Origin of the sequence: Mycetocola zhujimingii, assembly GCF_003065425.1 — a bacterium.
GTDB lineage: Bacteria > Actinomycetota > Actinomycetes > Actinomycetales > Microbacteriaceae > Mycetocola_A > Mycetocola_A zhujimingii.
The window spans coordinates 903,238-929,987 of the sequence record NZ_CP026949.1 but is presented as its reverse complement, the minus strand read 5'-3'; the positions used below and the strand labels follow the sequence as shown (position 1 = coordinate 929,987).

The 26,750-nt window shown below is 64.1% G+C and carries 28 protein-coding genes; 6 read left to right on the top strand and 22 right to left on the bottom strand.

Translation table 11 applies throughout. The features are described from left to right. Positions 1-26: 26 nt before the first annotated feature. The gene (locus tag C3E77_RS04330) at positions 27-1,010 is read right to left on the bottom strand and encodes an aldo/keto reductase (protein WP_108390503.1); all 984 of its coding nucleotides are present in this window, start codon (positions 1,008-1,010) and stop codon (positions 27-29) included. Positions 1,011-1,124: 114 nt separating this feature from the next. Between C3E77_RS04330 and C3E77_RS04325 the strand changes: the two genes are divergently transcribed. After that, positions 1,125-1,727: a methylated-DNA--[protein]-cysteine S-methyltransferase gene (locus C3E77_RS04325; RefSeq protein WP_234031290.1), complete on the top strand. Its 603-nt coding sequence runs from the start codon at positions 1,125-1,127 to the stop codon at positions 1,725-1,727. 80 nt (positions 1,728-1,807) lie between these two features. Continuing rightward, positions 1,808-2,386, top strand: coding sequence for a DNA-3-methyladenine glycosylase I (locus C3E77_RS04320; RefSeq protein WP_108390501.1), 579 nt, complete (start codon positions 1,808-1,810; stop codon positions 2,384-2,386). Positions 2,387-2,431: 45 nt separating this feature from the next. Here the strand turns inward: C3E77_RS04320 and C3E77_RS04315 are convergent, their stop codons facing one another. The 14 genes from C3E77_RS04315 to prmC all read right to left on the bottom strand — a co-directional run bounded on the left by C3E77_RS04315 (position 2,432) and on the right by prmC (position 13,880). Then, a complete protein-coding gene (locus C3E77_RS04315; protein WP_108390500.1) occupies positions 2,432-3,187 on the bottom strand; it encodes a YaaA family protein in 756 nt (251 codons plus the stop codon). 29 nt (positions 3,188-3,216) lie between these two features. Beyond that, a complete protein-coding gene (locus C3E77_RS04310; RefSeq protein WP_108390499.1) occupies positions 3,217-3,480 on the bottom strand; it encodes a F0F1 ATP synthase subunit epsilon in 264 nt (87 codons plus the stop codon). Positions 3,481-3,482: 2 nt separating this feature from the next. Beyond that, positions 3,483-4,949, bottom strand: a complete 1,467-nt coding sequence (atpD, locus tag C3E77_RS04305; RefSeq protein WP_108390498.1) for a F0F1 ATP synthase subunit beta — start codon at positions 4,947-4,949, stop codon at positions 3,483-3,485. Between the two features lie 23 nt (positions 4,950-4,972). Then, on the bottom strand, positions 4,973-5,872 hold the full coding sequence (locus C3E77_RS04300) for a F0F1 ATP synthase subunit gamma (RefSeq protein ID WP_108390497.1): 900 nt from the start codon (positions 5,870-5,872) through the stop codon (positions 4,973-4,975). Between the two features lie 3 nt (positions 5,873-5,875). Continuing rightward, complete coding sequence (atpA, locus tag C3E77_RS04295) at positions 5,876-7,513, bottom strand: F0F1 ATP synthase subunit alpha (RefSeq protein ID WP_108390496.1); 1,638 nt, start codon at positions 7,511-7,513, stop codon at positions 5,876-5,878. 52 nt (positions 7,514-7,565) lie between these two features. Next, positions 7,566-8,360: a F0F1 ATP synthase subunit delta gene (locus tag C3E77_RS04290; RefSeq protein WP_108390495.1), complete on the bottom strand. Its 795-nt coding sequence runs from the start codon at positions 8,358-8,360 to the stop codon at positions 7,566-7,568. Next, positions 8,360-8,911 (bottom strand): F0F1 ATP synthase subunit B, encoded by a 552-nt coding sequence (locus tag C3E77_RS04285; protein WP_108390494.1) that lies wholly within the window; start codon positions 8,909-8,911, stop codon positions 8,360-8,362. Before C3E77_RS04285 ends, C3E77_RS04290 begins: the two co-directional genes overlap by 1 nt. A 29-nt stretch (positions 8,912-8,940) precedes the next feature. Beyond that, entirely contained in the window at positions 8,941-9,177 is a 237-nt protein-coding gene (atpE, locus tag C3E77_RS04280) for an ATP synthase F0 subunit C (protein WP_108390493.1), read from the bottom strand. A 44-nt stretch (positions 9,178-9,221) separates the two neighbouring features. Next, the gene (gene atpB, locus C3E77_RS04275) at positions 9,222-10,019 is read right to left on the bottom strand and encodes a F0F1 ATP synthase subunit A (protein ID WP_108390492.1); all 798 of its coding nucleotides are present in this window, start codon (positions 10,017-10,019) and stop codon (positions 9,222-9,224) included. 176 nt (positions 10,020-10,195) lie between these two features. After that, positions 10,196-10,642 (bottom strand): Cg1360 family ATP-synthase-associated protein, encoded by a 447-nt coding sequence (locus C3E77_RS04270; RefSeq protein WP_108390491.1) that lies wholly within the window; start codon positions 10,640-10,642, stop codon positions 10,196-10,198. Beyond that, positions 10,639-11,970: an MraY family glycosyltransferase gene (locus tag C3E77_RS04265; protein ID WP_108390490.1), complete on the bottom strand. Its 1,332-nt coding sequence runs from the start codon at positions 11,968-11,970 to the stop codon at positions 10,639-10,641. The genes C3E77_RS04270 and C3E77_RS04265 overlap by 4 nt, the downstream gene beginning before the upstream one ends. Next, the gene (locus C3E77_RS04260; protein WP_108390489.1) at positions 11,967-12,653 is read right to left on the bottom strand and encodes an L-threonylcarbamoyladenylate synthase; all 687 of its coding nucleotides are present in this window, start codon (positions 12,651-12,653) and stop codon (positions 11,967-11,969) included. Before C3E77_RS04260 ends, C3E77_RS04265 begins: the two co-directional genes overlap by 4 nt. A 53-nt stretch (positions 12,654-12,706) precedes the next feature. Then, a complete protein-coding gene (locus C3E77_RS04255; RefSeq protein ID WP_108390488.1) occupies positions 12,707-12,982 on the bottom strand; it encodes a hypothetical protein in 276 nt (91 codons plus the stop codon). A gap of 22 nt (positions 12,983-13,004) precedes the next feature. Beyond that, positions 13,005-13,880 carry a peptide chain release factor N(5)-glutamine methyltransferase gene (gene prmC, locus C3E77_RS04250; protein WP_108390487.1) on the bottom strand — a complete coding sequence of 292 codons (876 nt, stop codon included), beginning with the start codon at positions 13,878-13,880 and terminating at the stop codon, positions 13,005-13,007. 165 nt (positions 13,881-14,045) lie between these two features. Between prmC and cysK the strand changes: the two genes are divergently transcribed. Continuing rightward, the gene (gene cysK / locus C3E77_RS04245; protein WP_108390486.1) at positions 14,046-14,984 is read left to right on the top strand and encodes a cysteine synthase A; all 939 of its coding nucleotides are present in this window, start codon (positions 14,046-14,048) and stop codon (positions 14,982-14,984) included. 2 nt (positions 14,985-14,986) lie between these two features. Next, positions 14,987-15,550: a serine O-acetyltransferase EpsC gene (gene epsC / locus C3E77_RS04240; RefSeq protein ID WP_108390485.1), complete on the top strand. Its 564-nt coding sequence runs from the start codon at positions 14,987-14,989 to the stop codon at positions 15,548-15,550. A gap of 100 nt (positions 15,551-15,650) precedes the next feature. Here the strand turns inward: epsC and prfA are convergent, their stop codons facing one another. Together prfA and rho are read right to left on the bottom strand one after the other, a co-directional pair. Further along, the gene (gene prfA / locus C3E77_RS04235) at positions 15,651-16,730 is read right to left on the bottom strand and encodes a peptide chain release factor 1 (protein WP_108390484.1); all 1,080 of its coding nucleotides are present in this window, start codon (positions 16,728-16,730) and stop codon (positions 15,651-15,653) included. 119 nt (positions 16,731-16,849) lie between these two features. Continuing rightward, complete coding sequence (gene rho, locus C3E77_RS04230) at positions 16,850-19,204, bottom strand: transcription termination factor Rho (protein WP_108390483.1); 2,355 nt, start codon at positions 19,202-19,204, stop codon at positions 16,850-16,852. A 346-nt stretch (positions 19,205-19,550) separates the two neighbouring features. Between rho and C3E77_RS04225 the strand changes: the two genes are divergently transcribed. Beyond that, the gene (locus C3E77_RS04225; RefSeq protein ID WP_108390482.1) at positions 19,551-19,796 is read left to right on the top strand and encodes a hypothetical protein; all 246 of its coding nucleotides are present in this window, start codon (positions 19,551-19,553) and stop codon (positions 19,794-19,796) included. Beyond that, the gene (locus C3E77_RS04220; protein ID WP_232528931.1) at positions 19,793-20,794 is read left to right on the top strand and encodes an SRPBCC family protein; all 1,002 of its coding nucleotides are present in this window, start codon (positions 19,793-19,795) and stop codon (positions 20,792-20,794) included. Before C3E77_RS04225 ends, C3E77_RS04220 begins: the two co-directional genes overlap by 4 nt. A 195-nt stretch (positions 20,795-20,989) precedes the next feature. Here the strand turns inward: C3E77_RS04220 and thrB are convergent, their stop codons facing one another. From thrB to C3E77_RS04195, 5 genes are all read right to left on the bottom strand, one after another. After that, positions 20,990-21,925, bottom strand: a complete 936-nt coding sequence (gene thrB, locus C3E77_RS04215) for a homoserine kinase (protein ID WP_108390481.1) — start codon at positions 21,923-21,925, stop codon at positions 20,990-20,992. Next, positions 21,922-23,004, bottom strand: coding sequence for a threonine synthase (gene thrC / locus C3E77_RS04210; RefSeq protein ID WP_108390480.1), 1,083 nt, complete (start codon positions 23,002-23,004; stop codon positions 21,922-21,924). Before thrC ends, thrB begins: the two co-directional genes overlap by 4 nt. A gap of 2 nt (positions 23,005-23,006) precedes the next feature. Then, a complete protein-coding gene (locus C3E77_RS04205; protein ID WP_108390479.1) occupies positions 23,007-24,317 on the bottom strand; it encodes a homoserine dehydrogenase in 1,311 nt (436 codons plus the stop codon). Next, positions 24,314-25,717: a diaminopimelate decarboxylase gene (gene lysA, locus C3E77_RS04200; protein ID WP_108390478.1), complete on the bottom strand. Its 1,404-nt coding sequence runs from the start codon at positions 25,715-25,717 to the stop codon at positions 24,314-24,316. The genes C3E77_RS04205 and lysA overlap by 4 nt, the downstream gene beginning before the upstream one ends. Before the next feature lie 194 nt (positions 25,718-25,911). After that, the gene (locus tag C3E77_RS04195; RefSeq protein ID WP_108390477.1) at positions 25,912-26,748 is read right to left on the bottom strand and encodes an LmeA family phospholipid-binding protein; all 837 of its coding nucleotides are present in this window, start codon (positions 26,746-26,748) and stop codon (positions 25,912-25,914) included. Between the last annotated feature and the right edge of the window lie 2 nt (positions 26,749-26,750).

Genomic DNA, 26,750 nt, shown 5'->3' with positions numbered 1-26,750 from the left:
CGAGCGGCTCGGCGCCGAGGAGAGTCTTACCCGTTCACCTCTTCGCGGGGAGCGAACAGGTCACCGATGAAGGTCAGGTCCTCCGCAGACGGATGCCAGCTGGTGGCGGCATCCGCGTTCTGAATGATCTGCTCGGGCCGCGTCGCGCCGGCGATGACGCTCGTGAGGTCTGGCTGGGCGAGCAGCCAGGCGAAGGTTGCTTCGAGCATCGTGATTCCGCGGTCGTCACAGAACTTCTGGTACGCCTCGATGGCATCCCACGGTGCGCTGTCGAGGAGATAGCTGCGCTGGCGAACGATCCGGCTGTCCGACGGTCCGCCATCCCTCGAGAACTTGCCGGTGAAGAGGCCGTTGTAGAGCGGGAAGTACGGCAGGAAGCCGATGTCGTACTTCGCCAGAACGGGGAACAACTCGCGCTCGGCGTCGCGCACGATGAGACTGAACTCGTTCTGCGACGAGATGAACTTCGGATGGGACGTGAGCTCGGCGGTGAGCTCTGCCTCGACAACCTGCCAGGCCGGGAGGTTCGAGTGGCCGATGTAGCGCACCTTGCCCTCCGTGACGAGATCATCGAGCACCGCGAGGGTCTCCTCGATCGGCGTGAGGGGGTCAGGGGTGTGCAGCTGGTAGAGGTCGATCCAGTCGGTCTGCAACCGCCGCAGGGATGCCTCGACGGCGAGCCGCACATACCGCCTGGATCCCTTGGCGCCCCATGCGGGAATGCCAACGTCCGCCCCTGAGTGGCCGAACTTGGTCGCGAGCACGATCTGGTCGCGACGCCCCCTGAGCGCATTGCCCATGAGCGTCTCGCTGAGCCCCGGCTCCTTGCCATACATGTCGGCGGTGTCGAAGAGCGTGACGCCGACGTCGATCGCGGCTGAGATCACGGCGTTCGTGCCCTCCTGCGATTCGCTCGCCGTGCCGAGCCGCCCGAAGTTATTGCAGCCGAGCCCGATCGTCGAGACGCGAAGTCCGCTTGAGCCGAGTGTGCGATATTCGATGTCTGCCATTCGATCAGGCTACCGGGCTGCCACGCTCCCCCACAGCCGGTGTTCCGGGAGCGCGACTCCACCGATGCTGCGCGACGCCAGCCCTCCGTGTCGCGACCGCCTACCGTCGAGCGCATGACACGACACCACAGCAACCCAGCGCCCGCGCCCAGCCCCGACCCCGGCCCCGGCCCCGGCCCGATGCCGACCCTGTTCGACCGCCCCGTCGGTCTCCTCCGTTTCTCCAGCCCGCTCGGCAGGATCGAACTGACGAGCGATGGCACCTCGGTGTCGACGCTCGCCATCGAGCGAGGGGGTGAACTTCCCCTCGACGGCTACCGTGAATCCCCGCTCGATGTGCTCGTGCTCGCGTCCGAACAGCTCGCCGATTACTTTGACGGCACTCGCCGGACGTTCGATGTGCCGCTCTCCCCCGTCGGTACCCCGTTCCAACTGGCGACCTGGACCGGCCTCGCCGGAATCGGCTTCGGCGAATCACGAACCTACGGGCAGCTCGGGCACGACATCGGTGCAGGCCTCGCCGGCCGGGCCATTGGAAGTGCGGTGCGTGCGAACCGACTGCCCCTGTTCGTGCCGTGCCACAGGGTGCTTGCGACCGGAGGCCGGATCACCGGGTACACGCAGGGCAACGGAGTGCCCACCAAGGAGTGGTTGCTCGACCACGAGGGCATCGAATACCGGCAGCCGATGCAGCGGGCAACGCTCCAGACTGCGTGACGCGTCGGAGCTCCGCAGACGGTCGCCAGCCGTTTCCCCGCGCGGGTACTCTCTCTTTTCCAGCCGGTACTCTGGTCGGCATGCCCCCTTCCGAATCGATAGTTCCCGGAACCGACGGCAAGAGCCGGTGCGCCTGGGCGGTCAACGACCCCGAGTACCAGCGCTATCACGACGAAGAATGGGGAACGCCCCTGATCGGCGACCGCGCGGTGTTCGAGAAGATCAGCCTCGAGGGTTTCCAGGCTGGCCTGAGCTGGATCACGATTCTCAAGAGGCGGCCGGCGTTCCGGGAAGCGTTCGCCAACTTCGATATCGAGACGGTCGCCTCGTTCTCAGATGCCAAAGTGGAAGAGCTCGTACAGAACCCGGCCATCATCCGGCACCGCGGCAAGATCACCGCCGTGATCGGCAACGCGCGGGCAACACTTCAGCTCGGCGAAAGCCTCTCGGATCTCGTCTGGAGCTTTCGACCAGATCCCCTCCCGCCACGCCCGGCGTCGTTCAGCGACATCCCGGCGATCACCGCGGAGTCAACGGCGCTCAGTAATGAGCTCCGTCGTCGCGGCTTCCGGTTCGTGGGGCCGACGACCATGTACGCGCTGATGCAGTCAGCGGGGATCGTCGACGATCACGTCGAGGGATGCTGGCGGGCGGTGTAAAGAACAGCCGGCGAATCCCCGTCGGCGAAACTCCGGGCGCGAAACTCAGACGAGTAGCGCGAGTTCCCTGGCGCCGGAGTCCGGGGTGAGAATTTCAAGCCTGAAACCCGCCGTCGGCGCCCAGGCGCACAGTTCGTCGACGTGGGCAAAAGGGATCCGCGCCTGGACGATGGCGCGCGTGAACTCGCCCTTGGCCTTCTTGTTGAAGTGGTTGAGGGCACGGCGCGAGCCGTTCGGCCCGTCGGTGAGGACCCGGAGGTAGAACGAGTTGGGCATCGCGAGTGTCGGCCCCAGAGCGACATACGCCTCGGAGCGCATGTCGATCAGGAGACCGTCGTGCTGGGCGAGCGCCTCCGCAACGACAGGTGCCCAGAGGCGTTTCATCGGCGCCCCAGGAATGCGCGAGTCGTGGGACAGCCGGTAAGCGGGGATGGGGTCAAGGGCACCAACCGGGCCGAAGAGCGCCGCGTGAACGAGCACATGCCTGCCAGCGAACGCCCTGGCTTCAGCATCGAGCGTTCCCGCGTCGAGAGCATCGAAGAGCACGCCGGTGTACCTGTCGAGTGCCGGCATCGTCGGCGACTCCCACAGCATCCGGTTCACCTCGACCTCGCCGTGCTGCTTTGGCCCAAGCTTAAGCGCCGCAATCATGGCATCCCGGTCTGCAGACAGCCGCACAACGTCGTCCGTGAGCTGACGACGCACCGCGGTGAGTTCGGGATAACGCAGGCCGTCGAGAGACAACGAACGCCCCGTGCCACCCGCTCGCTTCGTCTCAGACGGAGGGAGCAGGATAAGCACGGGGCGTTACGAGGAGCCTTGCGGCGGTACTACTTGACCAGGCTGGCGTTGCCAGCCACGATCGTCACTGTGTTGTTCTCGACGGAGAGGAACCCGTCAGCAGCCGTTGCGGTGATCTTCTCACCGTTGTCAGCCGTGACGCGAACTTCACCCTCGGCGAGGATGGCAAGCATCGGCTCGTGGCCGGGGAGAATACCGATCTCTCCCTCGACAGTCCGGGCGATGACCATGGACGCGGTCCCTGACCACACTTCCTGGTCTGCCCCGACAACACTGACCTTGAGCGAAGCCATGACTAGCCGTTCTCCTTCTGGATGCGGGCCCAGGCCTCTTCGACGTCGTTGATGCCACCGACGTTGAAGAACGCCTGCTCAGCAACGTGGTCGAACTCGCCATCGGCGATGGCGGAGAAGGATTCGATGGTCTCCTTGAGCGGAACCGTCGATCCCTCGACACCGGTGAACTTCTTCGCCATGTAGGTGTTCTGCGAGAGGAACTGCTGGATACGACGCGCACGGGCAACCGTGATCTTGTCTTCTTCGCTCAGCTCGTCGACACCGAGGATCGCGATGATCTCCTGGAGTTCCTTGTTCTTCTGCAGAATCGCCTTCACGCGGACGGCCGTGTTGTAGTGGTCGTCACCGATGTAGCGCGGGTCAAGGATGCGGCTGGTCGAGGTCAGCGGGTCGATCGCGGGGTACAGACCCTTTGATGCGATCTCACGTGACAGCTCGGTGGTCGCGTCGAGGTGCGCGAACGTCGTCGCGGGAGCCGGGTCGGTGTAGTCGTCAGCAGGAACGTAGATTGCCTGGAGCGACGTGATCGAGTGGCCACGGGTCGACGTGATGCGCTCCTGGAGGATACCCATCTCGTCGGCGAGGTTCGGCTGGTAACCAACGGCGGACGGCATACGTCCGAGAAGGGTGGAAACCTCGGAACCGGCCTGCGTGAAGCGGAAGATGTTGTCGATGAACAACAGAACGTCCTGCTTCTGCACGTCGCGGAAGTACTCAGCCATGGTGAGGGCCGAGAGGGCGACGCGGAGTCGCGTTCCTGGCGGCTCGTCCATCTGGCCGAAGACAAGGGCGGTCTTGTCGAAGACGCCTGCTTCTTCCATTTCGGCGATGAGGTCGTTACCTTCACGGGTACGCTCACCGACACCGGCGAAGACAGAAACTCCACCGTGGTCCTGCGCAACGCGCTGGATCATTTCCTGGATGAGGACCGTCTTACCGACACCAGCGCCACCGAACAGACCGATCTTTCCACCCTGTACGTACGGGGTGAGAAGGTCGATCGACTTGATGCCGGTTTCGAAGAGCTCGGTCTTCGACTCAAGCTGGTCGAATGCCGGTGGCTTCCGGTGGATGGGCCAGCGTTCGGTGATCTCGATCTGCTCGCCGGGAGCAGCGTTGAGAACGTCACCGATGACGTTGAAGACCTTGCCCTTGGTGATGTCACCGACGGGAACCGTGATCGGCTCTCCGGTGTCAGTGACCTCCTGGCCGCGGACGAGTCCGTCGGTCGGGTTGAGCGCAATGGCGCGGATCAGGTCGTCACCGAGGTGCTGTGCAACCTCGAGGGTGAGGACCTGGGTCACGCCGGCCATGTTCACTGTGGTCTTCAGTGCGTTGTAGATACCGGGAATCGCGTCGTGCGGGAACTCGATGTCAACAACCGGACCGGTGACGCGAGCGACTCGGCCGGTGGCGCCGGCCTTCACCTCACTCGTCGTGTCCTGAGCGGTGGCAATGTCTGTCATGCTCTTCTTCTCTCTTCGTAAAGTTACTTGGCGGACGACAGTGCGTCTGCGCCGCCGACAATCTCGGAAATCTGCTGGGTGATCTCGGCCTGACGAGCGTTGTTCCGCAGCCGTGTGTAGTCCGTGATCAGCTTGTCCGCGTTGTCGCTGGCCGAGCTCATCGCCTTCTGCGTCGCCGCGTGCTTTGCAGCAGCGGACTGAAGCAGCGCGTTGAAGATGCGGCTCTCGATGTACACGGGCAGGAGTGCGTCAAGCACGCTTGATGCGTCTGGTTCGAACTCGTACAGCGGAAGCACTGTCTTGTCGTTGGGCTCTTCGACACCCTCGACAACCTCGAGTGGAAGCAACCGCACAACCTCGGGAACCTGGCTCATCATGCTGACGAGACGGTTGTAGACGATGTGGATCTCGTCGACGCCACCCTCTGACGCATCCTGAACGAATCGCTCAAGAAGCGCAGCGCTGATCTCCTGCGCTGTTGCGAAGGTCGGGTTCTCGCTTTCGCCGACCCACTGACCCTCAGAGGAACGCTTGCGGAATGCGAAGTACCCGACGGCCTTGCGACCGATGAGGTAGTAGACAACGTCCTTGCCCTGGCTGCGGAGCAGCTCGGCAAGCTCGTTGGCTTCGCGCAGAACCTGCGAGTTGAACGCGCCCGCGAGGCCGCGGTCAGACGCAAAGATCACAACGGCTGCACGCTCGATGGTCTCCGGCTCGGTGGTCAGCACGTGGTCGACGTTTGAGTACGTCGCCACGGCTGACACCGCGCGGGTGATCGCACGAGAGTACGGCCCGGATGCTTCAACGCGCGCCTGCGCTTTTGCAATGCGCGAGGCGGCGATGAGCTCCATCGCCTTCGTGATCTTCTTGGTCGTCTGCGCAGACTTGATCTTCTGCGTATAGACCCGAAGTTGTGCACCCATTACTTATCGACGTCCCTTGACGATCTTTTCCTGGTTGACGTCTTCAGCGGGCAGTTCGGTGAACTGCTCTGAACCCGGGCCGTTGAGGGGCTTGCCCGCACCGGTCTGGAATTCCTTCTTGAAGGCGTCGACAGCCGCGTCGAGCTCGTCGACGATGTCGTCGCTGAGCACGTTCGTCTCGCGGAGCTTCGAGAGCACCTGGGTGTTACGACCCAGGTAGTCGTGAAGTTCGCTTTCGAACCGCAGGATGTCTTCGACAGGAACCTCGTCGAGCTTGCCCTTGGTGCCGGCCCAGATCGAGACGACCTGGTTCTCGACGGGGAACGGCGAGTACTGCGGCTGGCGCAGCAGCTCGGTGAGGCGTGCGCCTCGGGCGAGCTGGCGACGGCTGGCCGGGTCAAGGTCGGATGCGAACATCGCGAATGCCTCGAGCGAGCGGTACTGAGCGAGTTCGAGCTTCAGCGTTCCTGAAACCTTCTTGATGCTCTTGACCTGGGCGTCTCCACCAACACGCGAGACCGAGATTCCGACGTCAACAGCGGGACGCTGGTTGGCGTTGAAGAGGTCTGACTGAAGGAAGATCTGGCCGTCGGTGATCGAGATCACGTTGGTCGGGATGTATGCCGAGACGTCGTTCGCCTTGGTCTCGATGAGCGGGAGACCGGTCATCGATCCAGCGCCGAGTTCGTCGGACAGCTTGGCGCAACGCTCGAGCAGGCGGGAGTGCAGGTAGAACACGTCACCGGGGTATGCCTCGCGTCCTGGCGGACGGCGAAGGAGCAGCGATACGGCACGGTATGCCTCTGCCTGCTTCGACAGGTCATCGAAGACGATCAGTACGTGCTTGCCGCCGTACATCCAGTGCTGGCCGATGGCCGAACCGGTGTAGGGAGCGAGGTACTTGAAGCCTGCGGGGTCAGACGCCGGAGCGGCGACGATCGTCGTGTACTCCATGGCGCCGGCCTCTTCGAGCGACGCCTTGATGGCGGCAATCGTCGAGCCCTTCTGACCGATGGCGACGTAGATGCAGCGAACCTGCTTGTTGACGTCGCCTGACGCCCAGTTGTCCTTCTGGTTGATGATCGTGTCGATGGCAATAGCGCTCTTGCCTGTCTGACGGTCACCGATGATGAGCTGGCGCTGGCCACGGCCGATCGGGATCATGGCGTCAATTGCCTTGATGCCGGTCTGCATCGGCTCGTGCACGCTCTTACGCTGCATGACACCGGGAGCCTGGAGCTCGAGTGCGCGACGCGTCTCGGCCTTGATCTCGCCAAGTCCGTCAATCGGAGCGCCGAGCGGGTCAACAACACGACCGAGGAATGCGTCGCCGACCGGAGTCGACAGCACCTCTCCCGTGCGTGTTACTTCCATGCCCTCGACGATGCCGTTGAATTCGCCAAGGACGACAACACCGATCTCGTCTTCGTCAAGGTTCTGGGCGAGGCCGAGCGTGCCATCCGCGAAGCGGATGAGCTCGTTGGCCATAACGCCTGGCAGACCCTCGACGTGGGCGATGCCGTCACCGGCGTCGATGACCTTGCCGACCTCGGTTGCGCTTGCCTTACCCGGCTCGTAAGCCGTGACGAATTCCTTGAGAGCATCCCGGATCTCGTCGGGGCTGATCGTGAGTTCTGCCATCTTCTTCCCTATCTGTGTGGAGACGTCTTGTCCCCTACGTTGTCTACTGGCGCTAGCCAGCAAGCTGAAGTCTGAGTTCGCCGAGGCGCGATGCGATGCTGCCGTCGATGACATCGTCGCCGACCTGCACGCGCAGGCCTCCGATGACAGCGGGGTCGACAACCTGGTTGAGACGGATTGCGCGGCCGTACTGTGCCGCGAGTCCCTTTTCGAGTCGCTCGAGCTGAGCGGCGCCGAGCGGCCGTGCGCTCGACACAGTTGCGACTGAGAAGCCGCCCTGGTCAGCAACGACGGATGCCGCGTGGCGAAGAAGTTCCCCGATCCGGCGGCCGCGAGGCTGCAGGACGAGGTGCTTGACGATTTCGACGATCTCCGGCGATCCCTTGCCGGTAAGCAGGGTGTCGACGAGCGCGAGTTTTGCGTTCTGGCTGCCGAGCTTCGACCCGAGCGCGAGCTCGAGTTCCGGATCGGAAGAGACGGTCGTGCCGAACTCGAACAGCTGAGCTTCGAGCCTGGCGTCCGACCCGGCGGAGAGGGCGGCGGCACGGAGGCCGAGTTCCTCGATTCCACCGAGCAGGTCCATCTGGCTTGACCAGCGCGCTGAGACGACATCCTTGAGCAGTGCAAGAGACGATGCGCCGATGCTGCGTGCGAACACGCGATCGACGATCGTCGCCTTGACACCGGGCTGGGCGGACGGGTCCGCAAGGAGCGAGCGCAGCTGACCAGAGTCGCCAACGACCCGGCCGGCTGCGAAAAGCTCCGCAACCGTTGCCAGGTCGACGCGTTCGAGGTCGGACAGTGCCTTCTTCGACTGAGCCAGTGCTTCTCTGGTAGCGCTTCCCATTAGTTGGTTGCCTTCTCCGAAGCCTCGAGGTCCGCGAGGAAGCGGTCGACGATGGCCGTTGCCTTCGCGTCGTCCGACAGCGTTTCGCCGATGACGTTTCCGGCGAGGTCGATGGCGAGTGTTCCAACCTCAGTGCGGAGCGAAACGAGAGCGGCCTGGCGCTCTGCCTCGATCTGCGCCTGGGCGCTGGCTGTCACGCGCTGGGCCTCGACAGTTGCCTGGTTCCTGGCCTCAGCGACGATCTTCTTGCCGTCTTCGCGAGCGGTGTCGCGAATCGAGCCGGCTTCCTGACGTGCCTCGGCGAGCTGAGCGGTGTACTGCTCAAGAGCCGCCTCAGCCTGACGCTGTGCCTCATCCGCCTTGGCGATGTTGCCCTCAATGGCCGCAGTACGCTCTTCGAGCATGGTCTGCATCTTAGGAAGAACGAGCTTCCAGAAGAGCACCAAGAGGATGACGAAACACACCGCGGACCAGACAATGTCATAGGTCTCGGGGAGAAGGGGGTTCTTGGTAGCACCCTCTTCTGCCGCCGCAACGAGTGCGTGAAGCATCTTGCCTCCTTACGAGGGGTGAAAGAGGACTAGTTGGTGAAGATGAAGTAGGTGGCGATGCCGATGAAGGCGAGCGCCTCGGTGAAGGCGATACCGATCCACATCAGGACCTGAAGGCGACCGGCCAGCTCAGGCTGACGGGCGACACCCTCGATGGTCTTGCCAACGACGATTCCAACGCCAATGGCTGGGCCGATGGCTGCGAGACCGTAACCGACCGTCGCGATGTTTCCGTTGATCTCGGCGAGAACGGTTGTTGCGTCCACGTGTGTTTCCTTCCGTGATGTAAGAGTAGGCGGTTGCCGACTCTTTAGTGCTCTTCAGCTACCGCGAGCTGAATGTAAACCGCGGTAAGCAGGGTGAAGACATAAGCCTGGAGGAATGCCACCAGGATTTCGAACAGGGTGAAAGCGAAGCCGAAGGCGAAGGTGACGGCTCCGAGGCCGATGAACCATCCGCTCAGCGTGACGACGAAGAACTGGGTCGCTGCGAAGAACAGCACGAGCAGGAGGTGCCCGACGACCATGTTCATGAGGAGTCGGAGTGTCAGCGTGACCGGCCGGATGACGAAGGTCGAGATGAGCTCGATCGGCGTCACGATGATGTACACCGGCCACGGCACACCGGCCGGGAACAGGGCGTTCTTGAAGAACTTGCCCGGGCTCTTCCGAACGCCGGCGTAGATGAACGTGACGTACGAGATCAGTGCGAGAACGAGCGGGACACCAATGACCGAGGTTCCTGCAATGTTGAGGAACGGGATGATGCCCGTGATGTTCATGGCGGCGACCATGAAGAAGATCGTCGTGAGGATCGGCAGGAATCGCTTCCCGTCGACCTTGCCAAGGAGGTCTTCGGCGATGTTGACCCGAACGAAGTCCAGGGCCATCTCGATGAGGTTCTGGAACTTGCCGGGAACAACCTTCATGTTCCTGGTTCCGAGCCAGAACACCACGACGAGCACGGCGACCGCGAGGAATCGAATCAGCATGATTCGGTTGATGTCGAATCCGGTGCCCTCGAAGAGCACAACATCCGGGAAGAATTCAAGAATCGACGGACCGTGGAACGACGTGTCGTCGGTTGAGGTCTGAACCAGTAGGTTCACAGCGTTAGCTAACAGCGCGCTCTCCTGTTTCGGGCGTGGAGCTAAGCTCTCGCGACGACGAACAATGGGGGGTGCAAGACAGCCACGAACGAAGTGGGATGCTCAAGCGGGAATACACACCAACACTATCAAACGATAAGCATCCCCACGAACCGAGCGGCGAACTAAACACAGGTTCAGTTCGATCTGTTGTTGTCGCCGGGAAGAGTAACGTCGCTGGCATACAGCATCCGCGACCGGGAAACGATGACGACATCGATCACGAGGGTGACGAGTACGCCGGTGATGATGCTCAGGAAAAGCACGACCGGGTTGATCCACGGCTGGTCCTTGAGCAACAGTGCCATGACGAGAAACAGCACGAATTTCACGATCCACCCGCCGAGCACCACGCCGAAGAAGATCGGCACGTACAGGTCGCTCCCGAAGAACCGGTTGGCGAACAGGATGCTGCCCGCCGTGATGCTGAGGAACACCAGTGCGAGCGCTGTGCCGATCAGCGCACTGCCCAGGCCGACTGTGCCGTCGACGATATAGCCGATCCCCCCGCCGATGACGGCGATGGCCAGCGATGCGACAGCGCCCCATTTGAGACTCTGCCGGAAGATGGGTGTTGATTTCATCGCTGATCTTTCTGTGGTTCGTTAGCCCGTACTTCGGTATTCCGCGGGTCGGATTCGGGTCCTGCGGCAAGCGCACGGCTCACCACGTCTTCTGAGATTGGGGCGTCGGGGTTGCGGACAACCGATGCCTCGTCAAGCGGGTCGTAGCGCGCGAGGTCTTCGGCGACCTCCGTGCCTTCTTCTGCCGACTGCACGGTGATCTCGACGGCCTTACGTCTCCCGGGGGGGGCGAGTGTGAAGACCGTGCAAACGATCACCCCGACAATGAGGAAGCCAAGCGCGAACCAGTACGGCTGGAAAACAAAGAACATCAGGCACGACACCGCGATCACCGCGGTCCAGGCGTAGAACAACAGCACGGCATGAAGGTGCGAGTGCCCCATGTCGAGGAGCCTGTGGTGCAGGTGGAGGCGATCGGCGCTGAACGGCGACTTCCCGGCCCTGAGCCGCCGGATCACCGCGAGTGCGAAGTCAACGAGCGGAACAACGAGGATCGCGAACGGAAGGATGATCGGAATGAAGGCACCGAGGAGCTGACTCCGTCCGACCACGCCGGCGTCCGAGGGGCCCGCACTGAGCGCCGATGGGTCGATCTGGCCGGTGATCGCGACCGCAGACGTCGCCATGAGCAGGCCGACGAGGAGCGCTCCCGCGTCTCCCATGAACATCTTTGCCGGGTGCCAGTTGAGCGGCAGGAACCCCGCGCACGCGCCGACGAGAACCGCGGAGATCAGCAGCGAGAGGTTGAAGAAGCTCGACTGGCCCATCTCACGAACCAGGAGGTATCCGTAGATCAGGAAGACGCCGTTGGCGATCAGCCCGACACCGGCGACGAGGCCGTCGAGACCGTCGATGAAGTTCACGGCGTTCATGACGAGCACGATGGCGAAGACCGTCAGGGTCGCGCTCATCCAGGAGGAGCCGACGGTAAGACCGCCGATCGGAAGCGAATAGATCTGCACGCCGAGCCACGCGATCAGGCCTGCCGCAAGGAACTGGGTGGCGAGCTTGATCATCCAGTCGAGGTCCCAGATGTCATCGGCAACGCCGATGAGCACGATCAGGAACGCCGCGCCGAGAATGGCGAGGATCGGACCGGGGTCAGCGAAGGTGTCCTTGAAAAACGGGTTCTGCGAGGCGATCCCGAACGTCGCGACCACACCGATGAACATCGCTACTCCCCCGAGTCGCGGGGTTGGCTTGGTGTGGACGTCGCGATCGCGGATCGACGGGTAGAGCTTGAACCTGAGCGCCAGTTTGTAAACGACGATCGACATCAGGAAGGTGATCAGCGCAGTGACCGCGGCGATGATCGCATAGAGGGTCATGCGTCTGACACGCCGTCCTCCGGCCCCCCCTCCTCGAGGAGGTCACCGATCACGTCGCGGATCTGCTCGCGGGAGACCGCGCCTTCGCGAAGAATCGAGAGTCGTCCGCCCGGGGCGATCAGCCGTGTGGCGTCGACGATCGTCGATGCGACCGACGACGACTCCCCACCGTCGAGGTAGACCTCAACCGTGTCCCCGAGCATTGCTTCGGCGGCCGTGGCCGTGGTGGCTGCCGGCTGACCTGTGAGGTTTGCACTCGAGACCGCGAGCGGTCCCGTCTCGGTGAGCAGCTCAAGCGCGATGCGGTTGTCCGGCATCCGCACGGCCACTGTGCCGTCTGTGTCTCCGAGGTCCCATGCCAGCGAAGGCTGCGCGGGCAGAACTATGGTCAGTCCCCCAGGCCAGAATGCGTCGACGAGCTTCCTGACGGCGTCCGGAATGACCGCGGCCAGTGCCTCAAGCGTCTGCACACCCGGTACAAGCACGGGCGGCGGCGACTGCCTGGTCCGACCCTTGGCGTCGAGCAGCCGCTGGACGGCCCTCGGCGAGAACGCGTCAGCGGCGATTCCGTACACGGTGTCCGTGGGAATCACGACGAGCTCACCGCGGCGAAGCGCTGTTCGAGCCAGTCGCATGCCGGTGAGGAGGTCTGATTCCACTGAGGAGTCGAAGAGACGTGACATTCCGCTGATTCTATCCGAGCCAGTGTGGGAGGATGCCGCGAATTCGTTTCGACTCACAGAGGCCCGGGGATGTTGTTACACGTGGCGTACTCGATCCAGTGCCCGATCCCGACGTCGGGGCATCCGTCATGCATCGCCTTGGACGTGGTCGCGAAATCCGGCGGCGCGCCCTGGTACATCACCTTCACGAGATCGATGTCCCGGTCCACACGACCGTCCGCCCACAGCGCGTCGTAGCGGAAAGCGCGAACCTCGCGGCGCGACCACCAGGAGGTGCGCAGATACGCGGTCGCACGGAAAGCCATGGGTCGCTGGTCCCGGTCGTTCATAGACACCATGCTGGCACGACGGCTAGGCGCGAAGTGCCGTGGTCGTCCGATCCCGCTGTGTCAGGTCCCGGAAGGTCGCGGCGGCGCGCCAGCCGTCGCGGGTGAGGATGTCGCGAATCGCTTCGCCCTGCAACTCGCCATGCTCGATAACGAGCGTGCCGCCCGGTCGAAGCAGTCGGGCTGCCGTCACCGACAGCTGCCGAACGACGTCAAGCCCGTCCTCTCCCCCGTACAGAGCGGCGGCAGGGTCAAAGAACCGCACCTCCGGGTCGCGCGGGATGGCGGCTGCCGGCACGTACGGTGGGTTGGAGATGACAACGGATACCTGTCCGTCGAGTTCGCTGAACGCACCCGCGAGGTCGTCGAAGACCAGTGTCGCGTTGCTCGCACCCACCTTCCGGAAATTCTGCTTCGCCCAGATGAAGGCATCCACTGAGTTCTCGGCAGCATAAATGCGTGCGTGAGGGACCTCCGTCGCCATCGCCAGGGCGATGGCGCCCGAACCTGTGCCGAGGTCGATACCAATGGGTTCAGGGGCAGAGTCAGCGCCGAGCGCGTCGATGGCGAACTGGGCCACCTGCTCGGTTTCGGGGCGGGGAACGAACACGCCGGGCCCAACGAAGAGTTCAAGGGCCCTGAACGGGGCTACCCCGAGGATGTGCTGCAGCGGTTCCCTCGTCGCCCTGCGCTCCACGAGAGCGGCGATCTCGTCGGCGTGCTCGCCCGAGACCTCACGGCCCATGACGATTGCGGCCTGAACCTGGCCCCTGCCCATGCCGAGCACGTGCCCGATGAGCAGTTCAGCGTCGACGCCGGGGCCGGGAACTCCCGCGTTCTCCAGTGCGGCGATGGCGAGGTCCCTGACCTCACCGACAGACGTCGTTCGAAAAGAAGTCATGCGCTCTCTTAGCAAATCCCTTGCGGTCGTGCCGCCGCAGATCGAGCTTACCCGCTCGCAGGCACGCACCGACCGGAATTCGGGCCGTCACAGGCCGGTTACACCCAGCAATAAGCTGTAACCTGACGCGCATAGTTGCGTCCCCATTACCCAAGGAGCATATTCGTGGCCGGAAAAATCTACGCCAATATCACCGAGGCGTTTGGCAACACACCTCTTGTCCAGCTGAACCGTGTCACGGACGACGCAGGTGCCACCGTGCTCGCGAAGCTCGAGTACTACAACCCTGGATCGAGCATCAAGGACCGGCTCGGCGTCGCAATCGTCGATGCGGCCGAAGCATCCGGCGCACTGAAGCCGGGCGGAACCATCGTCGAAGGCACGAGCGGAAACACCGGCATCGCCCTCGCCCTCGTCGGCGCTGCGCGCGGCTACAAGGTCATCCTTGCCATGCCCGCTTCGATGAGCACCGAACGTCGCGTGCTCCTTCGCGCGTTCGGAGCTGAACTGGTCCTGACCGAGCCCGCCCTCGGCATGAAGGGCGCCGTCGCGAAGGCGGAGGAAATCGTTGCATCGACACCGGGCGCAATCCTCGCGAAGCAGTTCGCCAACCAGGCCAACGTCGAGATTCACCGCACGACGACCGCGGAAGAGATCTGGCGAGACACCGACGGCGACATCGACATCTTCGTCGCCGGCGTCGGCACCGGCGGAACGATCACCGGCGTCGGCCAGGTGCTCAAGCAGCGCAAGCCAGACGTGAAGATCGTTGTCGTGGAGCCGCTGGACTCCCCCATCCTCAATGGTGGGGCTCCCGGCCCACACAAGATCCAGGGCATCGGTGCGAACTTTATCCCCGACATCCTCGACACGACGATCTACGACGAGGTCGTCGACGTGAGTTTCGAGGACTCGGTCCGCGTGGCCAAGCGCCTCGCCGCCGAGGAGGGCATTCTCGCGGGCATCTCATCCGGCGCGATCATCTGGGCGGCAACAGAACTCGCCAAGCGCCCGGAGAACAAGGGCAAGCGCATCGTCGCGATGGTCTGCGACACGGGCGAACGCTACATCTCCACCCCGCTCTGGTCAGACCTGCTCGACTGAGAATGAGAATCCTGACCCGCATCCGGGAAGACATCACAGCAGCACGCGTTCACGACCCCGCCGCCCGCGGCAACGTCGAAATTTTCCTGACCTATTCGGGACTGCACGCGGTGTGGGCGTACCGGCTCTCTTCCCGGATGTGGGTTCGCGGTGCGAAAATGCCCGCGCGTGCCCTGTCACAGTTCGCGCGGTTCCTGACCGGTATCGAGATCCATCCGGGTGCAATCATCGGCCGTCGTTTTTTCATCGACCACGGTATGGGCGTTGTCATTGGTGAGACGGCGGAGATCGGCGACGATGTCATGCTGTACCACGGCGTCACTCTCGGCGGAAAGAGTCGCGGACGGGAGAAGAGGCACCCGACGCTTGAGGACGGTGTGCAGGTCGGTGCCGGTGCCAAGATCATCGGCCCCGTCGTCGTCGGCAAGGGCAGCATCGTGGGCGCCAACGCCGTCGTCACGAAGGACGCGCCGGCGCTGTCCGTACTGGTCGGCGTGCCGGCTCGGGCCAGGCCGCGGGTTCAGGGAAAGACCTACGGCCTCACCGAACCCGAATACAACATCTAGCGCGGGATGCCGCATTGCCACCAAGCGTGCACGCGGCATCCGCTCCTTCACAAAAAAGCCGGTCATCGCGAGATGACCGGCTTTTTCGATGGAGGAACGGCTAGTTGGTGTCACCGATGTCGGCGAGACGCGCCTCTTCGTCGGCCTGAATCGCTGATTCGATCAGCGGATCCAAAGCGCCGTTGATGACGGCGTCGAGGTTGTACGCCTTATACCCGGTGCGGTGGTCTGCAATCCGGTTCTCGGGGAAGTTGTAAGTACGGATGCGCTCTGACCGGTCCATGGTGCGGATCTGGGTTTTGCGCTTGGCACTGTCGAGCTCAGCCTGCTCCTCCTGCTGGCGGGCGAGGATGCGCGCGCGAAGAACGCGCATTCCGGCCTCGCGGTTCTGCAGCTGGCTCTTCTCGTTCTGCATCGCAACGACGATGCCGGTCGGAAGGTGGGTGATCCGCACAGCGGAGTCCGTCGTGTTGACCGACTGGCCGCCGGGACCGCTCGAGCGGTAGACGTCGATCTTGAGGTCGTTCTGGCTGATTTCAACCTCTTCGGGAGCATCGACCTCGGGGAAGACGAGCACACCGGTTGTCGACGTGTGGATGCGTCCCTGGGACTCGGTCGCGGGAACGCGCTGCACGCGGTGTACGCCACCCTCATATTTGAGGTGAGCCCAGACGCCCTGTGACGGGTCGGTCGCGTTCGACTTGATGGCGACCTGGACATCCTTGTATCCGCCGAGGTCACTTTCGGTGCGCTCGAGGAGTTCCGTCTTCCAGCCCTTGGACTCCGCGTAGTGCAGGTACATCCGCAGGAGGTCGGCAGCGAACAGCGCGCTCTCGGCGCCACCCTCTCCACCCTTGATCTCCATGATGACGTCACGGCCGTCATCGGGGTCGCGCGGAATGAGCAAGCGGCGAAGCTTCTCCTGCGCTGTTGCGAGTCCCTCTTCGAGCCCGGGGACCTCGGCGGCGAACGCCTCGTCCTCCTTGGCGAGCTCGCGGGCCGCAGCCAGGTCGTCCTGCGCCTCAAGCCAGGCGTTGTAGGCCGCGATGATCTTCGACAGCTCGGCGTACCGCCTGTTGATTTTCTTGGAGCGAGCCGGGTCGGCGTGAACAGCCGGGTCTGCCAGCTGATCCTGCAGATCCTTGTGCTCTTCGATCAGAGTCTTTACCGATTCAAACATGCCTTGTTCCGTCCCTTACGTTTCATCCTGCCATCTGTCCCACGAGAAAACCCGCCTGCCCCGGGCAAACGACCCTCTGGGGGTCGAGTGCCTCGAGGCAAACGGGTTCGTGAACTCAGCTAGCGGTGATCGCGGTCGTGACCCGAACCGGAAACCGGCTGGGGCATTGTCTTCTGCATCTGAACGAGGAATTCGACGTTCGACGAGGTTTCCTTGAGCTTGCCGAGGACGACCTCGAGTGCCTGCTGCGGGTCGAGGCCGGCGAGGGCACGACGCAGCTTCCAGGTGACCTTGACTTCGTCTGCACCGAGCAGCATTTCTTCACGGCGGGTGGACGACGCGTTGACGTCGACGGCCGGGAAGATGCGCTTGTCGGCCAGCTGGCGCGACAGGCGAAGCTCGGAGTTTCCGGTGCCCTTGAACTCTTCGAAGATGACCTCGTCCATCTTGGACCCGGTCTCGACGAGCGCCGTCGCGAGAATGGTGAGCGAGCCACCGTTCTCGATGTTGCGCGCGGCTCCGAAGAACCGCTTCGGCGGGTACAGGGCTGATGCGTCGACTCCACCGGAGAGGATCCGGCCGGAGGTCGGTGCAGCGAGGTTGTACGCGCGTCCGAGGCGGGTGATCGAGTCGAGGAGCACAACGACGTCGTGGCCGAGTTCGACGAGACGCTTGGCGCGCTCGATGGCGAGTTCGGCGACCGTCGTGTGGTCTTCAGCTGGGCGGTCGAAGGTGGAGGCGATGACCTCACCCTTCACCGTGCGCTGCATGTCGGTGACCTCTTCGGGACGCTCGTCGACGAGAACAACCATGAGGTGAACCTCTGGGTTGTTGATCGAGATGGCGTTGGCGATCTGCTGAAGCACGATCGTCTTGCCTGCCTTGGGCGGCGCGACGATGAGTCCACGCTGTCCCTTGCCGATCGGAGCGATCAGGTCGATGATGCGCTGCGTGAGCTTGCCCTGCTCGGTCTCGAGACGGAGACGCTCCTGCGGGTAGAGCGGCGTGAGCTTGCCGAACTCGACACGGTTCGCCGCCTCTTCGACACTCTGGCCGTTGACCGACTCAACCTTGACGATTGCGTTGTACTTCTGGCGCGCGTTGCTGTCGTTCTCGCGCGGCTGGCGGATCGCACCGACAACGGCGTCACCCTTGCGCAGGTTGTACTTCTTGACCTGGCCAAGCGAAACGTACACGTCGTTCGAACCGGGCAGGTAGCCGGTCGTGCGGACGAAGGCGTAGTTGTCGAGAACGTCGAGGATTCCGGCGACGGGCAGGAGCACGTCGTCGTCGGCGATCTCGGGCTCGAAGTCGGCCGAGTCGGTTCCACCGCGGCGCTTGCGGTCGCGGTAACGGTTGCGGCCGTTACGGCCACCCTCGTCATCGCGCTCGAGCTGGCGGTTGCCCGCGTTGCGGTCGGAATCCTGGCGATCGGAGGCCGGCGCGCGATCCGCGTTGCGCTCGTTACGCTCGTTGTTCTTGTCGTTGCGGTCGCGGTCGTTGCGATCGGCGTTCCGGTCGCGGTCGTTACGATCAGCGTTCCGGTCGTTGCCACCGCGATCAGCGTTCTTGTCGCCGTTGCGGTCGTTACCGTTACGCTCGTTGCGCTCGTTGCCATTACGGTCGTTGCCTGCGCGGTCGTCATCGCGGTTGGCGTTGTCGCCACCGCGTCCACGGCCACGGCCACGGCCGCGGCCCTGGCGCTCGCCCTGCGACGAATCGCCCTGCGAAGAATCGGTGTCAGCGTCATCAGCGGATGCCGCGTCAGCGTCGGTGTCGACCGTGGCGTTCTCGGCACGGTCGGTGTTCTCGGCACGGTCGGCCTTGCTGCCGCGTCCGCGCCTGTTGTTCTTACGGCCGGAACGCTGGGATCCGCTCTCGCGGCCCTCTGCCTGTCCGTCGGCTGCCTGTGCATCAGTTGCCTGTGCATCAGTTGCCTGCGAATCGGTCGCCTCTGCCTCGACGGGAGCTGACTCGCCCTGGGCCGATTGCGGTGCTTCCACCGGAGCGACAGCGGCGGTGTCCGCCACCGGAGCATCCGGAATGAGTGGTGCACCGTCAGAGTTCACGTGTCCAGCGGCCTGAACGCGCTCGCCTGCTTTGGTGGCACCGGTGGAGGCACGACGCGGTGCGCGCTTCCTGGCGACGGGAGCTGTCGGCTCCTCAACCGGAGTTGCCTCCGTCACAGCGGGAGCGACGACCGGTGAGTCCTGCGCGACAACTGCGTCCGGCGCGGGGACCTGGGTTTCGGTGGCCTGCTCCGCCGAGGCGGCCGGAGCGGCCTGAGCCTCGCCGTTTGCCTCGGGAGCGGCTGCGGCCTGAGCCTCGGCGATTCTCTCCACGAGTTCTCCCTTGCGAAGTTTGGATGCGCCCTGAACGCCCCATTGGCTGGCAAGCAGCTGCAGGTCAGAGACCTTGAGGGACGAGAGGTTTGCGCCTGATTCCGTATCGAGACGGATGTTGACGTTAGTCACTAAAAGTGGGTTCCTTCCCCCTGATCCACGTCGAGCGCGTCAGGAGAGCTCATCTTCAGCTGTGGCGGAAGTCAGATTGACTGGCGCCCTGTCTGCTCTTCGAAGCGAAGATCACAGGCACACTGCCGTTGCGATGGCGATGGGTTTGCAGAAATGACCCGAAGGCCAGATTTGCCTTATCGGCTTGCCTGTCGGGATGCCTCCCACTCTAGCACCCGGCAGGTAAACAGCGTCACTGTTGCGCCGTGTCGCAATCTGGCCCCAGTTCGGGCGACCTCGGAGAGTCCGCCGCGCACCGCAAGCAACCAGGGTTGCTTAACTCTTGCAAGCAACGTAGGTTGCTTACATGGAAACCGAGACGCTCGCCGCAAGGGCGGCGAACACGACAGACCCGCGAGCCGGTCTTCGGGCGATTGTTTCCCTGCGTGCGCTGGCCGACACGCTCGAACTCGCACAGGTTGAGGCAGCGCTGCGTGCCGGCATGAGCTGGCTGGAGATCGCCGATGCGCTCGGCGTCACGCGCCAGGCCGTTCACAAAAAGTACTCGAAACGCATTGACCCGACGATCCCGATTCCGAGGAGGACACCGTGAGCTCATTCACCACAGCCGCAGCGACCATGCAGGTACTGTCGATCGCCGCGATGGAAGAAGCATCACGGCGAGGCCAGCGCGACGCAGATCTCGAGCACCTGTTCCTGGCACTCGTGCTCAGCGATCAGTCCGCAGGGCGGGCACTTCGGGCGGCCGGGGTCACGCTGACAGGCGCCCGCGACGCCGTGGATGCCATGCACTCTGACCAGTTGCGGGCCATCGGCGTCGCCGTTGACCAGCCAGCACCTGGCCGCATTGTCTTTCACGAGACCCGAGGCTATGAGTGGACACCGCGGGCACTCAACCTGCTCAAGCACGCCGGGGACAAGGGCGGAGGCGACGCGGCCGCGGTCCTGCGCGAGCTGCTCGCCGAGCCCAGCGGACTGATCGCTGACCTTCTCGCACGGCTCAGTCTCTCGGTGGACCAGGTCGAGACCGCGTTGACGATCGAGCAGTCGACTCCCCCGCCTGAACGGCCCGCCGACGCTGCGGCAACGCCACGCGCTGTCACCGGCCGCACCGAGGTCTTCGTGCCCGCGAGCGTCGAAACAGTCTGGGCGCTCGTCGCGGATCCCCTGCGTATGCCCGAGTGGAACCCGAGCGTTGGGACGATCGAACCCGACGGCAATGACCACACCGACACGGCGACCGTTGGCAGCAGCTGGCTGGCAATCACCCCAACCGTGCACCCCGACGGTAAACCAGCGCGCGTGAAGAGGGAATTCCGGCGGCGGCGAGTGCAGCTTGTCGACACAGCCGAATTGGTTCGGATCGCCTGGCAGACGAGCTATCCGGACACCACACGCGGCACCGCGAATGTCCTGTCAATCGAACTCACACCGGCGCCGGGCGGAACTCAGCTGCGGCTGGCCATGTCCTGGGCTCGCTCGCGCGGCTGGCGCCGAATTGTGGGCTGGCCCCTGCGCCCGCTCCAGCGGTTCCTCGCGTGGCTCGGGCTGGTGCAGATCGGCGGAGGGATCAGTCGGGTGTTTCGGTGAGGGGGTCGTCCACACCCGGGTTCGGGTTGAGTGTGAGTGAGGGAGACGCGCGACCACGCACGGGTTCGGTTTGAGTGTGAGTGAGAGAGACGCGTGACCACCCGGGTTCGGTTTGAGTGTGGTTGGGGGGACGCGTCCACGCATGGGTTCGGGTTGAGTGTGGTTGGGGGGACGCGTCCCGTTTTGTAGATTGCCTTAGTTGGGGCTGCCGCCTTTCGCATCGCTTCGCGATGCGCCCTTCACATCCACGGCGAGGTACAGGGCATCCCACTCGGTGTCAGACTCGCGCGCCATGAGTTCAGCAGCCTCGATCCGCTGCCCCGGCCCATCCGCCAGAACGAGAATCGACGGCCCGGCCCCGGAGACGACCGCCGCAAAGCCGTGCGAGCGCAACAGAGTCACCAGGCGGTGGGTTTCCGGCATGGCAGACGCCCGGTAGTCCTGGTGCAGCTTGTCTTCGGTTCCAGCGAATAGAAGTTCAGGACTCTGCGTGAGAGCGGCGATGAGCAGGGCCGACCGCGAAACGTTGAAAACGGCATCCGAGTGCGGAACGTTCTCGGGCTGGAGGCTCCGCGCGAGCTTCGTCGACAGCGTGTGCTGCGGCACGAAAACGAGCGGAGCAACACCCCGGTGCACCATGAGCTTCTTGTGCTGCGGCCCGGTCGGCTCTACCCACGCGATGGTGAGGCCGCCGAACAGGGCAGGCGCCACGTTGTCGGGGTGACCCTCGAGCTCGGTCGCGATGCCGAGCAGCGTCGAGTCGTCGACATCGACGATGCCGTCGAGCAATCCCTGCGCGGCGACAATTCCCGCCACAACGGCAGCGCCGGACGAGCCGAGGCCGCGTCCGTGAGGAATGACGTTGCGCGCGACGACGTCGACACCGGGCACGTCCTGACCGAGCGCGCGAAACGCATATGCCATCGACGAGACGACGAGGTTGGTCTCGTCGGTCGGAACGTCGCCGTCCCCTACACCGATGACCTCGACCGTCGCACCCGGTTCATCGCGAACCGTGACGGTGACCTCGTCGTAGAGGCTCAGCGCAAGGCCGAGTGTGTCGAAGCCCGGCCCGAGATTGGCGCTCGTTGCCGGTACCCGGACTGTGACGCTTCGACCGGCCAGGCTCACGCCGAGCCCTTGGCCAGCCCGAGAACGCTCGCGACCTCAGTGACGTCGACAGGAACGATCGTCGGCGTGATGTCTCCGCCGTCGGCGTTGCGAAGCGCCCACTGCGGGTCTTTGAGACCGTGGCCAGTGACGGTGAGCACAACAGTGGCATCTGCCGGGACCTGCCCGGCTTCTGAACGCTCGAGCAATCCGGCGACGCTGATGGCGGATGCCGGCTCGACGAAGATGCCGACTTCCTGCGACAGGATGCGCTGCGCCTCGAGGATCTTGGCATCCTCGATGGCACCGAAGTATCCATCGGTCGCCTCGCGTGCGGCGAGAGCGAGCTCCCACGACGCGGGGTTGCCGATGCGGATCGCGCTGGCGACGGTCTCGGGGTGCTTGACGATGTGCCCGGTGACGAGCGGCGCGCTGCCGGCCGCCTGGAAGCCGAACATGCGCGGGAGCTTTGTGGAGATTCCACGCTCGAGCTCTTCGGTGTAGCCGCGGGTGTACGCGGTGTAGTTACCCGCGTTGCCGACCGGGATGAAGTGGAAGTCCGGTGCGTCTTCGAGCACCTCGACGATTTCGAACGCCGCGGTCTTCTGTCCCTCGATGCGGTCGTTGTTGACCGAGTTGACGAGGTGGACCGGGTAGTTCGCAGCGAGTTCACGCGCCATGTCGAGGCAGTCGTCGAAGTTGCCCTGCACCTGGATCAACTGCGCGTTGTGCGCGATGGCCTGGGCCAGCTTGCCCATGGCGATCTTGCCCTCCGGCACGAGAACAGCGGCGGTGATACCGGCGTGGGTCGCGTATGCGGCTGCCGACGCCGACGTGTTGCCCGTCGAAGCGCAGATGACGGCTTTTGCGCCGGCTTCGACGGCCTTCGAGACCGCCATCGTCATACCGCGGTCCTTGAAGGATCCGGTGGGGTTCATGCCCTCGTACTTGACCCAGACCTTCGCGCCCGTGCGGGCCGACAGTGCCGATGCGTAGATGAGTGGGGTTCCACCCTCACCGAGGCTGATGATCGGGGTCTTGGCTGTCACGTCCAGGCGGTCTGCATACTCGTGCAGAACTCCGCGCCACTGCTTCGCCATTACTAGACTCCTTCAACTCGTAGAACACTGACAACTGACTCAACCACACCCGACGCGTTGAGCGCCGTGACGGTGGACTGGAGAGCTCTTTCCCTGGTGGCATGCGTGCCGATGACGAGGTACGCCGTCGGGACGTCCTCCGTCGATTCGATGGTCTGCTCGACAGTCTCGACCGAAACGCCGCCGTCGGCGAGAACCGTGGCAACCTCGGCGAGAACGCCCTGCCGGTCATCGACCCGCAGGGTGATCTGGTACTTGGTGACGACCTCACCGATGGGAAGCAGGGGAAGGTCCGCGTGCGTGGACTCCCCGAGACCCGGGCCACCAGCGACGTGACGACGGGCAGCGGAGACGAGGTCTCCCAGGACGGCGGACGCCGTCTGCACTCCCCCGGCACCTGCACCGTAGAACATGAGGGGGCCGGCAGCTTCAGCCTCGACGAAAACTGCGTTGTTTCCTCCGTGGACAGCGGCGAGCGGATGCTCACGGCTCACGAGCGCGGGATACACGCGTGCGGAGACGCCAGCCGTGCCGTCTTCAGCGGTGATGCGCTCGGTGATGGCGAGCAGCTTGATGACGTAGCCCGCCTTTCTCGCCGCCTCGATTTGCTCGGCGGTGATGTGCTCGATGCCCTCGCGGTAGACACCCTCAGGGTCGACACTGCTGTGGAACGCGAGGCTCGCGAGGATCGTCGCCTTCTGGGCGGCGTCGTAGCCACCGACGTCAAGAGTCGGGTCGGCCTCGAGGAACCCGAGTTCGAACGCCGTCTTTTGTGCGTCCTCCATGCTGTCGCCGAAGCGGTCCATGCGGTCCAGAATGAAGTTCGTCGAACCGTTGACGATCGCGAGGATCCGGTTGATGTTGTCACCGGCAAGGCTGTCGCGCAGCGGTCGGATGATCGGGATGGCGGCAGCAACGGCTGCCTCATAGTAGATCTCCGCACCGACCTGCTCCGCCTGCGCAAAGAGTTCGGGGCCGTGCGCCGCGAGCAGCGCCTTGTTGCCCGTGATGACATCGGCTCCGGAGTTGATGGCGGAGAGGATGTAGCTGCGCGCGGGCTCAATTCCACCCATCAGCTCGATCACGATGTCAGCCCCGACGATGAGCGACTCGGCGTCGGTTGTCAGCAGGTCTCGCGGCAGTTCCACGTCTCGCTCGGCGTCAACATTGCGGACGGCAATACCGGCGAGCTCGAGTCTGGCTCCGACGCGGGCTGCCAGTTCGTCGCCGTTGGCGAGAAGCAGCCTCGCCACCTGCGAACCGACGGACCCGGCGCCGAGCAGCGCCACCCGAACTGTGCGGTATTCAGTCATCGTGCATCCAATCCGGCGTCGCGCGCCAGTAGGTCAGCCTCGGTTTCACCGCGGACGATGACTCGCGCAGTGCCGTCTTTCACGGCAATGACGGGCGGGCGTCCGAGGTAGTTGTAGTTGCTCGCGAGCGACCAGCAGTAGGCACCCGTCGCTGGGACGGCGACGAGATCCCCCGGGGCAACATCGCCGGGGAGGTAATCGTCCGAGACGACGATGTCGCCTGATTCGCAGTGCTTCCCGGCGAGACGGATGAGAACCGGGGCTGCCTCGCTTGTCCTGCTGGCGATCCGCACCGAGTAGTCGGCACCGTAGAGCGCCGGCCGGGCGTTGTCGCTCATTCCGCCGTCAATGCTGACGTAGCGTCGCGTCGCCGTCGTCCCGGCATCCGTGATCAACTCCACGTCTTTCGTCGTGCCCACCTCATACAGGGTGAAGCCGCTCGGGCCGATGATCGCGCGACCTGGCTCGAATGCGACGAGCGGAACGGGAATCTCGAGGCGCGCACACTCGGCGGCGACGATGCCGGCGATCGCAGCGGCGAGGTCGTCGATCGAATCGGGGTCGTCAGCCGTCGTGTACGCGATGCCGAAGCCACCGCCGAGGTTCAGCTCCGGCACAGGTCCCGCTGCGAGAAGTTCCCTGTGCACCGCGAGCAACCGTGCCGCAGACTCGGCAAAACCATCGGCACCGAAGATCTGTGACCCGATGTGGCAGTGGAGACCGAGGAATTCGAGGGAGTCAAACGAACGGATCTCAGCAACGGCATCCGCCGCGTGCTCGAGCGGCAGCCCGAACTTCTGGTCTTCGTGCGCCGTTGCGAGGAAATCGTGGGTGTGCGCGTGCACACCGCTGTTGACCCGGAGCCGAACCGCCTGGCGACGACCGTGCCTCGCCGCGGCATCCGCAACGCGCGGTATCTCCTGGAGACTGTCGATCACGATTGCGCCCATTCCCACCGAGACGGATCTGTCGATCTCAGCGAGCGACTTGTTGTTCCCGTGGTGACCGAGACGGGATGCGTCTACGCCGGCGGCGAGGGCGACGGCGAGCTCTCCCTCTGAGCAAACATCGATGTTGAGGCCGGCTTCGGTGACCCAGCGTGCGATCTCGGTGGAGAGGAACGCCTTACCCGCGTAATAAACCTTTGCTTTCGACCCGATCGCTTCGAATTCGCGGGAGAAGGCGGCGAGCACGTGGCTGGCCCGTTCGCGGGCGTCGGCCTCGTCGAAGACATAGACAGGGGTTCCGAATGTCTGGGCGATCTCGGTCGCCGGAACACCGGCAACCGTGAGGACCCCATCGTCATCGCGGCCGATGTTTCGGCTGAACACCGCTGGAGAGAGGGAGTTGGCGTCGTCCGGAACCGCCAGCCACGCGGGGGCGAGTGGGTGAGAAGCCACGGCAGAAACCAATCGTGCGGGTGATGGAGTACCGCTTCAGGGTGCGGTGGAGATTCCCAAATCCTACCGAGAAGTCCTCAGGGGGCGGGAATCGCGAGCGTCAGCAAATTCTGGCACGCCCTGTATGCGCGACCGGGCATCCAGCTCGTTGTCCTGCCGGCGTCAGCTCGTTGTCCTGCGGCCGGCGGGAAGCATCACGCCGGATCGGGGCAGGTGCCGCGCGCTCGCAGCGACTCACCATTCAGGGTGAAGTCACTCGCGCGGAGGTTCAGTGTCGCTCTCTCCGGAGTGACGTCGATGCTCGTGATCGTTACGCCAACGGGCAAGCGGTCGGCGACGCAGATGCGCACCGGCTGTGCCCCGAGTATCCGTTCGATCAGACCCGAGACGTCGAGCGAGCCGACGTCCGTCGTCACAGAAGCGGCCACCGGAGTGGCAAATACGTCGGTTCCGTTGGGCGACAGCGTCGCCTCGACGAGGTAGCCGAGGGTGAAACCAAGAATGGACGCCTCGTCCGCGTAGCTGACGGTGCCGTCGCCGAGCGCCACCTCCGCGTCGTTGCCCGGGAGGGTGAGGAGTTCGTTGATCGAGCCCGGTCCGAGGCTCACCGTTGCGTCGATGTCACCGACGGGCTGCTTGAGGTCGAGCGGAACATCGGTCGCGACGAGCGTGAAGTCGGCGGGGCTGCCGTCCACCATGGCGTCATCGCTCGTCAGCGTGACCTTCTCGAGGCTGCCCGAGAATATCTGGAACAGCACCCACTCCCCCGCGATGTCCACATCCACATCAGCATCGACGGCTGACGGCAGGCTGGATTCGACGGCGACCGCGATCGCGTCTGTCGCGATGCCCCTCGTAACGCTCTCGGCGAGAAACAGCCCGCCGATCGCGAGGGCGATCACGGAGGCGAAGATCACGACAACGGCAATCCATCGTGCTGTGCGGTTCTTCCTGCGCGGCGGCTCGGGATCCTCGGTCACGGTTGCACGGCTGCTCAGCGTCTCCCAGCCGTCGATATCCGAGGAGGTCATCG

Excerpts from the sequence above, each read along its gene's own strand:
- atpA (WP_108390496.1), bottom strand. The coding sequence starts at position 7,513 with ATGGCAGAACTCACGATCAGCCCCGACGAGATCCGGGATGCTCTCAAG.
- C3E77_RS04255 (WP_108390488.1), bottom strand. The coding sequence starts at position 12,982 with ATGAACGACCGGGACCAGCGACCCATGGCTTTCCGTGCGACCGCGTAT.
- C3E77_RS04260 (WP_108390489.1), bottom strand. The coding sequence starts at position 12,653 with ATGTCACGTCTCTTCGACTCCTCAGTGGAATCAGACCTCCTCACCGGC.
- C3E77_RS04205 (WP_108390479.1), bottom strand. The coding sequence starts at position 24,317 with ATGACTGAATACCGCACAGTTCGGGTGGCGCTGCTCGGCGCCGGGTCC.
- C3E77_RS04225 (WP_108390482.1), top strand. The coding sequence starts at position 19,551 with ATGGAAACCGAGACGCTCGCCGCAAGGGCGGCGAACACGACAGACCCG.
- C3E77_RS04300 (WP_108390497.1), bottom strand. The coding sequence starts at position 5,872 with ATGGGTGCACAACTTCGGGTCTATACGCAGAAGATCAAGTCTGCGCAG.
- C3E77_RS04330 (WP_108390503.1), bottom strand. The coding sequence starts at position 1,010 with ATGGCAGACATCGAATATCGCACACTCGGCTCAAGCGGACTTCGCGTC.
- atpD (WP_108390498.1), bottom strand. The coding sequence starts at position 4,949 with ATGACAGACATTGCCACCGCTCAGGACACGACGAGTGAGGTGAAGGCC.
- C3E77_RS04310 (WP_108390499.1), bottom strand. The coding sequence starts at position 3,480 with ATGGCTTCGCTCAAGGTCAGTGTTGTCGGGGCAGACCAGGAAGTGTGG.
- C3E77_RS04270 (WP_108390491.1), bottom strand. The coding sequence starts at position 10,642 with ATGAAATCAACACCCATCTTCCGGCAGAGTCTCAAATGGGGCGCTGTC.
- C3E77_RS04325 (WP_234031290.1), top strand. The coding sequence starts at position 1,125 with ATGACACGACACCACAGCAACCCAGCGCCCGCGCCCAGCCCCGACCCC.
- C3E77_RS04290 (WP_108390495.1), bottom strand. The coding sequence starts at position 8,360 with ATGGGAAGCGCTACCAGAGAAGCACTGGCTCAGTCGAAGAAGGCACTG.
- thrC (WP_108390480.1), bottom strand. The coding sequence starts at position 23,004 with ATGGCGAAGCAGTGGCGCGGAGTTCTGCACGAGTATGCAGACCGCCTG.
- C3E77_RS04265 (WP_108390490.1), bottom strand. The coding sequence starts at position 11,970 with ATGACCCTCTATGCGATCATCGCCGCGGTCACTGCGCTGATCACCTTC.
- C3E77_RS04285 (WP_108390494.1), bottom strand. The coding sequence starts at position 8,911 with ATGCTTCACGCACTCGTTGCGGCGGCAGAAGAGGGTGCTACCAAGAAC.
- prfA (WP_108390484.1), bottom strand. The coding sequence starts at position 16,730 with ATGTTTGAATCGGTAAAGACTCTGATCGAAGAGCACAAGGATCTGCAG.
- C3E77_RS04195 (WP_108390477.1), bottom strand. The coding sequence starts at position 26,748 with ATGACCTCCTCGGATATCGACGGCTGGGAGACGCTGAGCAGCCGTGCA.
- C3E77_RS04320 (WP_108390501.1), top strand. The coding sequence starts at position 1,808 with ATGCCCCCTTCCGAATCGATAGTTCCCGGAACCGACGGCAAGAGCCGG.
- prmC (WP_108390487.1), bottom strand. The coding sequence starts at position 13,880 with ATGACTTCTTTTCGAACGACGTCTGTCGGTGAGGTCAGGGACCTCGCC.
- epsC (WP_108390485.1), top strand. The coding sequence starts at position 14,987 with ATGAGAATCCTGACCCGCATCCGGGAAGACATCACAGCAGCACGCGTT.